The organism is Acinetobacter sp. NIPH 817 (assembly GCF_000368405.1).
Taxonomy (GTDB): Bacteria; Pseudomonadota; Gammaproteobacteria; order Pseudomonadales; family Moraxellaceae; genus Acinetobacter.
This window is the reverse complement of record NZ_KB849420.1, coordinates 887407-899795: the sequence shown is the minus strand read 5'-3', so window position 1 is coordinate 899795 and position 12389 is coordinate 887407. Positions and strand designations below refer to the sequence as shown.

Genomic DNA, 12389 nt, shown 5'->3' with positions numbered 1-12389 from the left:
GAGATTTAAATGAGCCAGTAATTAGAAGTTATAACGAACACTCACCGTTGCATTTCTCGGCGTTCCCCAATTCATTGAGTTAGCACCAATACCTTCATAATATTTTTCATCAAAAATATTATCTATATTCAATTGAAGTTTGATATTTGTATCTACTTGATAGCCAAGCATCGCACTTGCTAAAACATACGCATCTTGCTCAATACGAGAGCTTCCACTACCCGTATAGTATTTACTCTTATAATTTAAACCAAGCCCTGCACTCCATTGATCAAGTTTGTATTTAACAAATAGATTCGAGGTTGTTCGAGAGTTTGTCGTATTAACCTTTGTGCCTTGTGCATCTTTTGCTTCAAAATTAGCAACACCAAAGTTAATACCCCAATTGTCATTAATCTCGCCATCAGCTTCAAACTCAAAACCTTTACTTTCAACCCCATCTACAGCACGATAGGCCTGCTCTGTGGTTTTTATACCATTGCGAATAATAAACGTGTCAGGTATCAATTCAGCAAAATTAGATTGTTCTATTCGGAATACTGACAATGCTGTATTTAAACGCCCTCCAAACCATTCGCTCTTTAAGCCAGCCTCATAACTCTTACCTGTAATCGGATCTATATATTGATCATTTACATCTTTACGTTCTTGAGGTTTGAAAATTTCTGTATAGCTCGCATACACAGAATGATCTTGGGCAAAATCATAAATAGCGCCAACATATGGTGCTAATTCATTGTTAAATTCACGGTTACCTTTATCATTTTCAGACTTATATTCCCAGTTAGATAAACGTGCACCAGCAATAATTTTCAAAGGATCCAGAATCTGAAATTTACCAGCAATATAAGCGGCAGTTTGTGTGGTTTCATTTAGCGCATTTTTACCGTTTAAAACAACAGGCTGAAGCAACTCTTGAGCCATATCATTATAGTTAAGTGGTCCACCTAAATACTTTTCAATGTCTTGATTGGTGTTAGATCCGCCAAAAATATCTTTTGTTTTTTCATTCTTATTCCACGATCCACCAATAATGATTTCTTGTGGACGATTAAATAGCGTAAATGGAGCATTGATAAAAACATCAATATTGTTTTCTTCATTTGCAGCTTTTGCGCCATATACTGAGACATTATCCTTACCCTCTTCATTTTTTAATGGACTGGTATTGGTTGCCTTGTCTACTTTTCCAGCTGTATACAACAACATAGAAGCGGTATCTTCTTTACGGAAGGTATAAGCAATATTTAAATTAACGTCATTAAATAAATTCTGTTTTAAATTTGCAAATACTGCCGTTGTATTTACATCCCAATAGGTCCAAGGTGCACTTACTGTTAAGCTTCTGGAAAAATTGGTACGAGTCCCATCAGTATAAAAAGCAGGTGTACCGCCCCAACGAATACCATCACGATGTAATTCTTGATAAGTTGCACCAAGCGACATGCTTGTTTTATCACTCAAATCATAATCAACCGCACCATAAAATACATTGCGCTCTTTCTCATAGAAATCCATAAATGATTTTTCATCAGAATGCTTTACAAACATGCGGCCACGCAATGATCCATCTGCATTAAGTGGCGTAGAAACATCTGCTGAGCTACTCCAAGAGTTCCACGAACCTAAAGATGTGCTGACATTACCAGTGAGTTCTTTTGAATTTGCATGTTTCCGAATCATGTTCAGCGCCATTGCTGGGTTTCCCGCACCTGTGGTTAGGCCACTTGCACCCTTTACGACTTCGACACGATCATAAATATCTAAATCTAAATCTCCAGTGCCTAAGTTTGTAGTACTAGGTATTCCATCAATTAAGTAATAATCCACCTCAAAACCACGTGCATAAACTCTTTGACGCTCATCGGTACGTGAGGTTGAAACACCCGTAATATTATTCATTAAATCTTGAAAGGAATCGATTTTTCGATCATCTAAATATTCACGGGTTAAAACTTTGACCGATTGAGGAGTTTCACGAAGAGATAAATTTAATTTTGTAGAAGTATTTGTGCTTTTTGCTGTATAGCTCCCTGAACCTTCAGTAACGGCTGGATTTTCTTGTTCTGCTTGTACTTTTATCGTTGCTAAAGTGGTTGTTTCGTTTTGTTCTGCATAAACAAATGAAGGTACCGTTAAAGCCATAGAAAGTGCTAAAGGGTGAATTCTAAATACTTTTCTAAAGGGCGGATTGTACATAAGAAAATTCCATAATAACCAATGTGCTGAACCATATTTTTAGCCTTCCACTACTTTGTTCCTTGTTACACAGTAGTAAAAGTTCGGCACAAAAATTAACACGAATGATAATTGTTATCAACTTTAAGTTAATAATTATTCTTATTTATTTAATTTAAATTGCTAATCCATCATTGCATTAAAGAATCGCTATCCACGCATCAAAATTTGGATTTCTAACAGATTGAATACTGATCTTGCTCAATCATGGTGCTGAAACCATGGGTTTTATATTATTGATTCAAAAATATATAACCCAATTTTCAAATTCAAATTGACTGTTGAACTGCTCATGAACATGAGAAATAAAAAACTACACAGTATTTTCTTTTATATTTTATTATTCTTCATAAATCTCATGAAAGAGAATAAAGGTATAAACTGTAGTGCACAAAATTTTAGCGTTTTCTTTAGTAAGCTTAGGTTTAAGCGCTTGTGATCACCCTACGGATGATAGCTCTTCAAAAATAATTAATATGGAGAGCAATCATAAACAATATACACCTTCTAACCCTTATATATTTGAATATAATGATATTGTTTCCAGTCTAAAAGCTGGGCGGCCACCAGATACTTCCCATATAAAATTTAAAAACTTATTAAAAAAAATTCCTTCTAATGATAATAATTTAGATATTTTAAAAACCAAACGCAAGGTACTTATTCACTTAGGTTGCCTTAAAGAGGCATATATAGTTACCGAAAAAATTTTAAATAAAACAGATAGTTCACAACTACAAGAGATGCAATGTATTTTCTTAAGAAAAATGCAAAAAGATGCTCATGAAATAAAAGCATGTTATGAAAAAACCGCTAATAGTTACTTAAATGAGATAAATTTAATCCCCAAAGCTGCTTTGAGATATCAATATGCTTTATGGGGCCACTACGCAGCAATGTTCCATGCTGGACATATAGAATATAAAGATAAACTCCAAGAAATTATAGATTATCACAACATAGAAGATCACAAAAAAACATATCAGCAAATGTATGAAAACGTTATGAACTCTTCTATTTTTCAAACACGTTTAGACGCGATCCCTTATACCTCTGATTGTCATTAATCGATCTTCTTATTCTTATGATTTACCATATTTATAGCCTGCACTGTTATTCCGCTTAATTTATTTAACAATAAGAAAGCACGCCTTGGAATATAGTTTCTAATGCTTCCCCCACTCTATTGCAAATATTATCTCGCACAACTTTACAGCCTCCTTCATAAATCTTTTTTAAACGTGAGATCCATACAAAATCACATATATTTTTAATTATTAACTAATAACTACTTAAAATGTATATTTTTTTATTTTTTACTTTGGTAAAAATTTTACAAGGATTTCTTCTAACTATTTTAATAAGGAGAAAAAAATGGATTTTTTTAATATTTTCATCGGCGATACGACTTGGAAGTTTGTTTTAGAAATTTTAGTTCGCTGTTTTGTGATGTTTATTATTATTATCAGTTTTTTAAGGTTATCGGGTAAAAGAGGAATTCGGCAGCTTTCACTTTTTGAACTTGCCATTATTTTATGTTTAGGTTCAGCCGCTGGTGACCCGATGTTCACTAAGGACTTACCTATTGCCCATGCTTTAGTGGCTTTTACGGCTATTCTTTTTCTTTACCGACTTGTAACCTGGGCCATGGTGAAGAATAAAAAAATTGAAGACCTATTGGAAGGAAGAGCTCTCTGTGTAGTCAAAGATGGACTTTTAGTTTACAAAGATTTCCAGAAACAATCATATTCACATGATGAGTTTTTCTCAGAGATGCGCCAACAAAATGTTGAACATTTAGGTCAAGTGAGAACAGCTTTGTTGGAATCTGACGGTATCCTGAGTTTACTTTACTATGAAGATGAAGAGGTAAAATGGGGACTCCCCCTATTTCCAGATGCTTATTGCAAAGCTGACGTACTTAAAATCAATACTTTTTATTCATGCATGAAATGTGGTGAAACGAAAATTCTAAATACTCTCGATCAAGAATGTTCTCGTTGCAAACACCATAGTTGGGCTAAGTCGTTAAAGACCCGTCGTCTAGGATAATAAAAAAGGCGCTATTTCCCATTAAAAGAGAGAAATAGCACCTTAAAATGTTAAAAAACAAATTTTAACTTTTTATTTAAAGATTAGTTTAAACCTTTAAACTCAGCTTTACCACGGTAAGCAGCTTTAGTCAATTCTTCAATACGAAGTAATTGGTTGTACTTAGAAACACGGTCAGAACGGCAAAGTGAACCAGTCTTAATTTGACCAGCTGCTGTACCTACTGCTAAGTCAGCAATAGTTGAATCTTCAGTTTCACCAGAACGGTGAGAAATTACAGTTGTATAACCATTTTCTTTAGCAAGGTAAATTGCATCAAGAGTTTCAGTCAACGTACCAATTTGGTTGTATTTGATTAAGATAGAGTTACCTACTTTCTCATTAATACCACGTTGTAAAATCTTAGGGTTTGTAACGAATAAGTCATCACCAACTAATTGGATTTTGTCACCAAGGATAGATGTCAAGTAAGACCAACCTTCCCAATCTGACTCATCTAAACCATCTTCAATTGAGATAATTGGATATTGGTTTACAAGGCCTGCTAAATAGTCAGAGAACTGGTTGCTTGTGAATGCTTTATTGCCTTCACCTGCAAGAACATATTGACCATTTTTGTAGAATTCTGAAGATGCACAGTCAAGCGCCAACATAATATCAGAACCAGCTTTGTAACCAGTTTGACCGATAGCTTCAAGAATAACAGTGATTGCTTCTTCGTTTGAACGCAAGTTTGGTGCAAAACCACCTTCATCACCTACAGCAGTGTTTAAACCTTTTTTGTTTAAAACTGATTTTAGTGAATGGAAGATTTCAGCACCAGCACGTAATGCTTCAGCAAATGAAGTAAAGCCTACTGGCTCAATCATAAACTCTTGAATATCAACGTTGTTGTCTGCATGTGAACCACCATTGATGATGTTCATCATTGGTACAGGCATAGTCAAAATCGTTTGACCACGTAAGTCAGCGATGTATTGGAAAAGAGGAATTTTCTTTTCATCAGCAGCAGCGCGCGCAACAGCTAGTGACACAGCCAAAGTTGCATTTGCACCCAATTTTTCTTTGTTTTCAGTACCATCAAGTTCGATCATCGTATTATCGATGTCTTTTTGTTCAAATACTGATTTGCCCACTAAAGCGTCACGGATAATCGTGTTTACGTTGTTAACCGCAGTTTTAACGCCTTTACCTAAGTAACGTGATTTATCACCGTCACGTAGTTCTAAAGCTTCACGAGAACCAGTTGAAGCACCAGATGGTGCACATGCACGACCAACAACCCCAGATTCTAAAATTACGTCTGCTTCGATGGTTGGGTTACCACGAGAGTCCAAAATTTCACGTGCACGGATGTCAACGATTTGGCTCATGAACAATTCCTCTGTTGAATGAATATGAGCTGCGATTAAAGCAGCGTAAATGAGTAAAAACTCAATGGGTGTCTAACTTTTTGAATCCTTTAACCAAAGTATCCAATTCTTTTATTTGTGCCAAGAATGGCTCAAGCTGCGACATGCGTAATGCACAAGGTCCATCGCATTTTGCATGTTCTGGGTCTGGATGACCTTCCAAGAACAATCCAGCCAAGCCTGTTGCCATTCCAGCGCGTGCTAAAGTTGTAATTTGAGCACGACGACCACCTGCCGAGTCAGCACGACCACCAGGAGTTTGCAACGCATGTGTTACATCGAAGAAAACAGGAACATTCATTTCTTTCATGATGTCAAAGCCAAGCATGTCTACAACAAGGTTGTTATAGCCAAATGCTGAACCACGTTCACAAAGAATTAGTTTATCGTTTCCTGCTTCTAAACATTTATTCAGGATATGACGCATTTCATGAGGTGCCAAAAACTGAGCTTTCTTAATGTTAATAATAGCCTGTGTTTTTGCCATCGCTTCAACAAGATCAGTTTGACGACTTAAGAAAGCCGGTAACTGAATAATATCAGCTACTTCTGCAACTGCTTCAGCTTGGTGTGGCTCATGAACATCGGTAATGATAGGAACATTAAAATGTTTTTTAATATCGCCTAACCATTCAATACCTTTTTCAAGTCCAGGACCACGGAACGAATGCAGACTAGAACGATTTGCTTTATCGAAACTCGCTTTAAATACATAAGGAATATCTAAGCGTTTGCAGATATCAACATAAGTTTCTGCAATTTCGAAAGCTAAATCTTTTGATTCAAGTACGTTCATTCCGCCAAATAATACAAATGGCAAATGATTTGCCATTTGTATATCGCCTAAACGTACAACTTCTTGTGGTTTTAATTGTGACATTTAAACTTTCCCAGTTTATTTAAAATCGCATTACTTACTTTTTTGATGCTGTGTTTTCGCAGCGTCAATAAAACTAGCAAATAATGGATGTCCATCACGTGGTGAACTTGTAAATTCCGGGTGGAATTGTACAGCAATAAACCAAGGATGTTCAGGAATTTCTACAGTTTCAACCAAATGTTGAGCCGAAGAGTAACCAGAAATCTTCATACCAGCTTGTTCAATCGCCTCAATGAAACGGTTATTCATTTCATAACGGTGACGATGACGCTCAGTAATTTCTGCTTTACCATAGACTTCACGTGTTTTAGTGCCTTCAACTAATTCAGATTTTTGTGCACCCAAACGCATAGTTCCGCCTAAATCAGACTCAACGCTACGTTGTTGTAACTCGCCACGCTCATCTAACCATTCAGTAATTAAACCAATTAATGGATACTTGGTAGAACGGTTAAACTCTGTAGAAGATGCTTCTGGCATTGCAGCAACATGACGTGCATATTCGATTACAGCCAATTGCATGCCTAAACAAATACCCAAGAATGGAACTTTGTTTTCACGTGCATATTGAATAGCTTTCATTTTGCCTTCAGTACCACGCTCACCAAAGCCACCTGGGACTAAGATTGCGTCAGCAGTTTGCAAAATAGAAACATCTTGGCTTTCAAGCTCTTCAGCATTGACATAGTCAATCTGTACTTTCACACGGTTTTTGATGCCTGCATGCAACAATGCTTCATTAACAGATTTATAAGCGTCTGGTAATTCAACATATTTACCAACCATAGCTACACGCAAAGTGTATTCAGGATTGAGTAATGCTTCGACTACATTGTCCCAATCTTCTAGGTTTGCTTCTGGAAGATCATTAAATCCAAAACGTTCACAGATCAAGTCATCAACGTTTTGTTCATAGAAAGTACGTGGAATTTGATAAATCGTTTTCGCATCTTTACATACCACAACGGCACGCGCTTCCACGTTAGTGAACAATGCAATTTTGCGTTTAGTATCAACATCTACATCATATTCAGTACGGCAGATTAAGATATCTGGCTGAATACCAATTGAAAGTAATTCTTTTACAGAATGCTGAGTTGGTTTCGTCTTAAGCTCTGCTGCCGATTTAATATATGGCAACAAAGTTAAATGCATAAGCATGGTACGTTTATGACCAAGCTCAACCATTAACTGACGAACTGACTCCATAAATGGAAGTGATTCGATATCACCAACCGTACCACCAATCTCAACGATTGCAACGTCGTAACCTTCACCAGCGCGAAGTACACGTTCTTTAATATTGTCAGTAATATGTGGAATAACTTGAACCGTACCGCCTAAGTAGTCACCACGACGTTCTTTGTTTAGAACATCTTGATAAACACGGCCACTCGTAAAGTTATTCAGTTTGGTCATTTTCGCACGACGTAGGAAACGTTCGTAATAACCCAAGTCTAGATCAGTTTCGGCACCATCCTCTGTGACAAAAACTTCACCATGTTGGAAAGGACTCATTGTCCCCGGATCGACATTAATGTAAGGATCCATTTTAACCATTGTGACTTTTAAGCCACGGGCTTCCAAAAGTGCAGCAACTGAAGCAGCAGAAATACCTTTACCTAGCGATGAAACCACACCACCAGTAACAAAAATAAAATGGGTCATTAAGTTTCTCGTACAATCAAGCCGAAATCGGCCTACAATGTTGGGCAATTTTACTGTACTCTGCCCCTATAAAGCAAAGTCAAACCGCACCAATTCAAAGATCATTAAACAACTGGCTATTCTATCAGCATTTTTAATAAAAAATTAGGTCAATCTCACATGATTTTTTCATTCTCTTTTGCTGTTATAATGCGAGCTCCTCAATTAAATGTTGTTTAGGACAATGGCAAATAAAAAACTTTTAATCTGTGCTGCTATTGCGGCTGGACTATTGTTAACCGCATGCGTCAAAAAAGAAACACCAGAAGAAGAGCAAGAAAAGGTTGAAACTGCTGTTTCAGAACCTAAACCTGCTGAACCTGCAAAATTTGAGTCTTTAGAAAGTGTTAAAACTGAAGAAGCTCAAACTCAGGAACCAACGCAAGTCGAAGTTCATCACGAAGAAACAGCGAATACTACAACTGAAATTCGCCGTGAAACTCGTCCTGCCAATTCTGAGCAAAATTCACAAACAACTGTTTCTGAACAACCAAAAGCAGAGCCGAAGCCTAAGCCAGAACCTAAACCTGAGCCAAAAGCGGAGCCTAAGCCTGAGAAAGCTCAGTCAAAACCTGCTAAGCCAGCAGAACCATCTCAAACTGAAGATGATGCTGTTGCCGCTGCAATTGCTGCTGCTACGCCAGCGCTTAAAAACTAAGTTCTCGTATGAATATGCCCAAATTAAACACTTGATTTGGGCTTTTTAAATATTATTAAAATTATCAATTCACTCATTAGTTTCACTTTTTTATTCCAATTTGTCTTTAGAGTTTCCCTAGATATCAATTCAGGACAACCTACTTCTTTTACTTCAAAAAACATTGACGCTCCCTATTCCGAGATGTAATTTTTAATCAAGTTCCTTTTTGGAACTTTAATTAAAAGAAGATTGGAGCTTAAAATGAATACCGTATCAAATCGCGTGCCTGCCTCATTTCCAGTCCGTCGTATGGACTATAATTTTGAAAATGTACCTCGCTATTGGTGTAATAACGAACCCACTTTTACACATTATTTTACGGGTTTATCTACATTGTTCCCCGAGGGTGAATCATATTTTGTTCGTTCAGTTCGAGCATTACGCGCAAAAGCAAAGTCGAATGAACTTCTAGATCGTGAAATTAGTGCTTTTATTGGTCAAGAAGCAATGCATTCTAAAGAACATCATGCTTTTCATGTGAGTGCACAACAACATGGTTTAGATCCAGAATCTTTAGAAAAAGTAACGGGTATTGTTTTAAAAAGTATTGAAAAAGTTTTTAGTAAAAAATGGAACCTACTTGTAACGGTAGGCCTTGAACACTACACCGCAGTACTTGTAGTTAGCATGATGCAGTCTGTTAATGAACTGATGACAGACTCAACTATTCGTAACTTATGGTTATGGCATAGTATTGAAGAAACTGAGCATAAAGCTGTAGCCTTTGATCTTTATGAACACTTGTATGGAAGTGGGCTAAGCGCATATCTCCCACGTATCACCGTATTTACTTTAAGTTTATTTTTAATTACTGGCTTCTCAACAATCTATCAATTCATTCTTATGAAACGAGATCGCCAACTACTTAATTTTAAATCTTGGCGTAAGTTTCTTGGTTTTATGACAACACAATATAAAGTTTTAACTCCGAAATTTTTTGACTATTATCGCTTTGACTTTCATCCTAACCAAACTGACGAAAAAGATCTGGTTGCCAGTACTAAAATCAAAATTGGACTAAAAAATTCAAAATTACTTTTATCCTGATCCGATGAAACAATAAAGCCCATCTATTGAATGGGCTTTATTTAAACAATTACGGCAACGCAATCATTGTTTATGATCAACCATAAAATAATTCGATATTAATTTGGCTGCCCATGAAGTACTTTTCCAACCTTCGTAAAAACCACAATGACTTCCCTTTTTAGTGGTTACCACTGCAATATTACTCATTTGCTGAATAGTTTCTTTATATGGTTCTAAATTTTTAATAGAGCATACTGGATCGTCTTCAGCATTAAGAATCATTAATGGAATTTTGACATTTTCAAATACATAAATGGGATTAATTGCCTGACAATAACTTTGATAGTCCTGAAAGCCTGCCATTTCAAAGTATTCTTTTTCAAACTCTTCAAGACTAGTCGTTGCAAGAACTTTTTCTAAAGAAGCAACCTGGTTCCAAGTACTTTGATAAGGATGAATAAAATATTTAAATAACTTTTTTGTCATCATTTTGCTATAAAACGGGTGAACATTTTTAAAGCCAATCTCAGTGTTGTAGCCTGGACACATTGCAAAAGCTGCTTTAAATGGTGTGTCATTGCCTTGCTCACCCAAATAACGAACTAACAATCCTGTGCCAGCAGAAGAACCAACTGCATACAAATCCGATTCAGGAAACAAATTTTGAATATGCGTAAGCTGCTCTTTAAGATCACTGGTTGATCCGAAAAGAGAAATCTGTGGTACAGGCATAGGTAAACCCGCATGCCCACGGCGTAAGCATAGTGCTATTCTCCATCCCGTATATTGATGAATATCTCTCACCAATTCACGCATACTTTCAGGTGTCCCTGTAATGGTGTGCATGATAACAACTGTAGGAGTATCTGCAGGGAGATCATCCCCATACCACGCGATGGCAGTTACGCCACCATCTTTCATGGTGAGCTGATCAATTCGATCATATTCAAGTTTAATGGTTTTTTTTCTAATAATATCAAAGTACAAAAGATGAACATGATTATTACTTAACCACGGTGTAGGACGATATTTCTGCTTAAGTTGGGGTAACTTATCCAAAACATCTTTAATTTTCCCTTGTGGGTCATAATAGATTTTTGGCTGTTCAGCACCGAGTACTGAGTCAAACAATTCTGAACCGAAAGCTTTAATTTTATTTAAAGTAGATATGCCCATATCCAATCACGACCTCTGATTATGAGTTAAATGATTGCCGCACTAATGCCGCAACCTGCTGTCCCCAAATTGCATAAATTTCTTTGCTTGGATGAAAGCCATCACTTGCCATAGGCAGATTCAAAGCTTGAAAACTTTCAATATCATATTGAATGAATCTAAATTGGTTTTGTGCTTCTACCCATTTATATAATACTTGATTCATTTGCTCCGCGTATTTTCCAAACAGCCAAGCCAATGGATTGGGTAAAGCTGGAAAATGTTGCATGGGCGGAACGCCTGAAACAATAATGAGTTTAGGCTGAAAACATGCTTGTATATATTCAAATAATTGCTTTTGTTGTTTTATCCATGAATTTGCTGACGTTAATTTTGTCACATCATTAACACCAATCGATGTAACAACCACATCGTAACTCTGTTGCTCTAAATGCTGTACCGCTTGGAAAACTTGCTTAGTTGTATCACCTGTTTTTGCATGCAGTTTCCAGCGTATTGAATATTGATCTTTCAATTCAGAAATAATAGCACCAGATAAAGCATCTTTTTGGGTTTCAACTCCAACACCTGCAGCAGCAGAGTCTCCTAAAATAAGCAGAGATAATGGTCTGCCCTTGCCAACCATGCCTTCTCTTTCACCACTGGCTTCTAGCAAGCGTGGTGTATTCTTACGAACCTTTGTTCCCTGCACAAACAGTACAGGTAACAATGCTAAAGTTGAAAGTTTTAACCACATTATATTAACCTCTATCATACTTAGGCTATTTACTAAAATTATTGTGGTTGAAACTTGGCAATTCTTATACCCATTTGTTCAGCCAGCGCAGCTAAGCCACTCATTGGACGAATCATTACTTCAAAATCAACAATTTTGCCTTGTTCATTAAAACGAATCATATCAATACCTTTTAATGACTTGCCACTAACATTGGCACTAAATTCAAGCACTACATTCTCGCCATCTTCAGTATAAAACTCACGATGATAAGTAAAGTTTTCGAACACTTGGATGACATTGGTAAGAATGAAGAAAACGACCTGCTTTCCTTCATAAGGTTTATAGGCAACTGGTGAACGAAAAACTACGTCATCTGCCAGCAAATCATTTAGATCTGACAAATTACCGGCCTTAACCATTTGATGCCATTTTTCTAAAGACTGTTTTATAGTTTCAAGTGTCATTGTTTTTTTATCC

Annotated in this window: 11 protein-coding genes; 4 read left to right on the top strand and 7 right to left on the bottom strand. The window is 36.5% G+C overall.

The window, feature by feature from the left end; genetic code table 11:
* Positions 1–21: 21 nt before the first annotated feature.
* On the bottom strand, positions 22–2199 hold the full coding sequence (locus F968_RS07975; RefSeq protein WP_004792010.1) for a TonB-dependent siderophore receptor: 2178 nt from the start codon (positions 2197–2199) through the stop codon (positions 22–24).
* A gap of 425 nt (positions 2200–2624) precedes the next feature.
* On the opposite strand from F968_RS07975, the gene F968_RS07970 reads away from it, so the two are divergent.
* Entirely contained in the window at positions 2625–3305 is a 681-nt protein-coding gene (locus F968_RS07970) for a hypothetical protein (protein WP_004792008.1), read from the top strand.
* A gap of 307 nt (positions 3306–3612) precedes the next feature.
* Positions 3613–4290, top strand: coding sequence for a DUF421 domain-containing protein (locus F968_RS07965; RefSeq protein WP_004792006.1), 678 nt, complete (start codon positions 3613–3615; stop codon positions 4288–4290).
* An 83-nt stretch (positions 4291–4373) separates the two neighbouring features.
* On the opposite strand, the gene eno is transcribed toward F968_RS07965, so the two are convergent.
* The 3 genes from eno to F968_RS07950 form a co-directional block, all read right to left on the bottom strand.
* On the bottom strand, positions 4374–5663 hold the full coding sequence (gene eno / locus F968_RS07960) for a phosphopyruvate hydratase (protein WP_004792004.1): 1290 nt from the start codon (positions 5661–5663) through the stop codon (positions 4374–4376).
* 61 nt (positions 5664–5724) lie between these two features.
* Positions 5725–6582: a 3-deoxy-8-phosphooctulonate synthase gene (kdsA, locus tag F968_RS07955; RefSeq protein ID WP_003652054.1), complete on the bottom strand. Its 858-nt coding sequence runs from the start codon at positions 6580–6582 to the stop codon at positions 5725–5727.
* A 30-nt stretch (positions 6583–6612) separates the two neighbouring features.
* Entirely contained in the window at positions 6613–8250 is a 1638-nt protein-coding gene (locus F968_RS07950; RefSeq protein WP_004792002.1) for a CTP synthase, read from the bottom strand.
* A 223-nt stretch (positions 8251–8473) separates the two neighbouring features.
* On the opposite strand from F968_RS07950, the gene F968_RS07945 reads away from it, so the two are divergent.
* Entirely contained in the window at positions 8474–8947 is a 474-nt protein-coding gene (locus F968_RS07945) for an internalin (protein WP_034596188.1), read from the top strand.
* A gap of 243 nt (positions 8948–9190) precedes the next feature.
* Complete coding sequence (locus F968_RS07940) at positions 9191–10036, top strand: metal-dependent hydrolase (protein WP_004791999.1); 846 nt, start codon at positions 9191–9193, stop codon at positions 10034–10036.
* 63 nt (positions 10037–10099) lie between these two features.
* Here F968_RS07940 and F968_RS07935 read toward each other — a convergent pair whose 3' ends face one another.
* From F968_RS07935 to F968_RS07925, 3 genes are read right to left on the bottom strand one after another with little or no spacing between them, the layout of a single operon-like run.
* Positions 10100–11194, bottom strand: coding sequence for a YheT family hydrolase (locus F968_RS07935; protein ID WP_004791998.1), 1095 nt, complete (start codon positions 11192–11194; stop codon positions 10100–10102).
* 19 nt (positions 11195–11213) lie between these two features.
* On the bottom strand, positions 11214–11930 hold the full coding sequence (locus F968_RS07930) for an SGNH/GDSL hydrolase family protein (RefSeq protein WP_004791997.1): 717 nt from the start codon (positions 11928–11930) through the stop codon (positions 11214–11216).
* 38 nt (positions 11931–11968) lie between these two features.
* Complete coding sequence (locus F968_RS07925) at positions 11969–12376, bottom strand: nuclear transport factor 2 family protein (protein WP_004791996.1); 408 nt, start codon at positions 12374–12376, stop codon at positions 11969–11971.
* Between the last annotated feature and the right edge of the window lie 13 nt (positions 12377–12389).

Coding starts and splice junctions, on each gene's coding strand:
- F968_RS07975 (WP_004792010.1), bottom strand. CDS start 2,199: ATGTACAATCCGCCCTTTAGAAAAGTATTTAGAATTCACCCTTTAGCA.
- F968_RS07965 (WP_004792006.1), top strand. CDS start 3,613: ATGGATTTTTTTAATATTTTCATCGGCGATACGACTTGGAAGTTTGTT.
- eno (WP_004792004.1), bottom strand. CDS start 5,663: ATGAGCCAAATCGTTGACATCCGTGCACGTGAAATTTTGGACTCTCGT.
- kdsA (WP_003652054.1), bottom strand. CDS start 6,582: ATGTCACAATTAAAACCACAAGAAGTTGTACGTTTAGGCGATATACAA.
- F968_RS07950 (WP_004792002.1), bottom strand. CDS start 8,250: ATGACCCATTTTATTTTTGTTACTGGTGGTGTGGTTTCATCGCTAGGT.
- F968_RS07945 (WP_034596188.1), top strand. CDS start 8,474: ATGGCAAATAAAAAACTTTTAATCTGTGCTGCTATTGCGGCTGGACTA.
- F968_RS07940 (WP_004791999.1), top strand. CDS start 9,191: ATGAATACCGTATCAAATCGCGTGCCTGCCTCATTTCCAGTCCGTCGT.
- F968_RS07935 (WP_004791998.1), bottom strand. CDS start 11,194: ATGGGCATATCTACTTTAAATAAAATTAAAGCTTTCGGTTCAGAATTG.
- F968_RS07930 (WP_004791997.1), bottom strand. CDS start 11,930: ATGTGGTTAAAACTTTCAACTTTAGCATTGTTACCTGTACTGTTTGTG.
- F968_RS07925 (WP_004791996.1), bottom strand. CDS start 12,376: ATGACACTTGAAACTATAAAACAGTCTTTAGAAAAATGGCATCAAATG.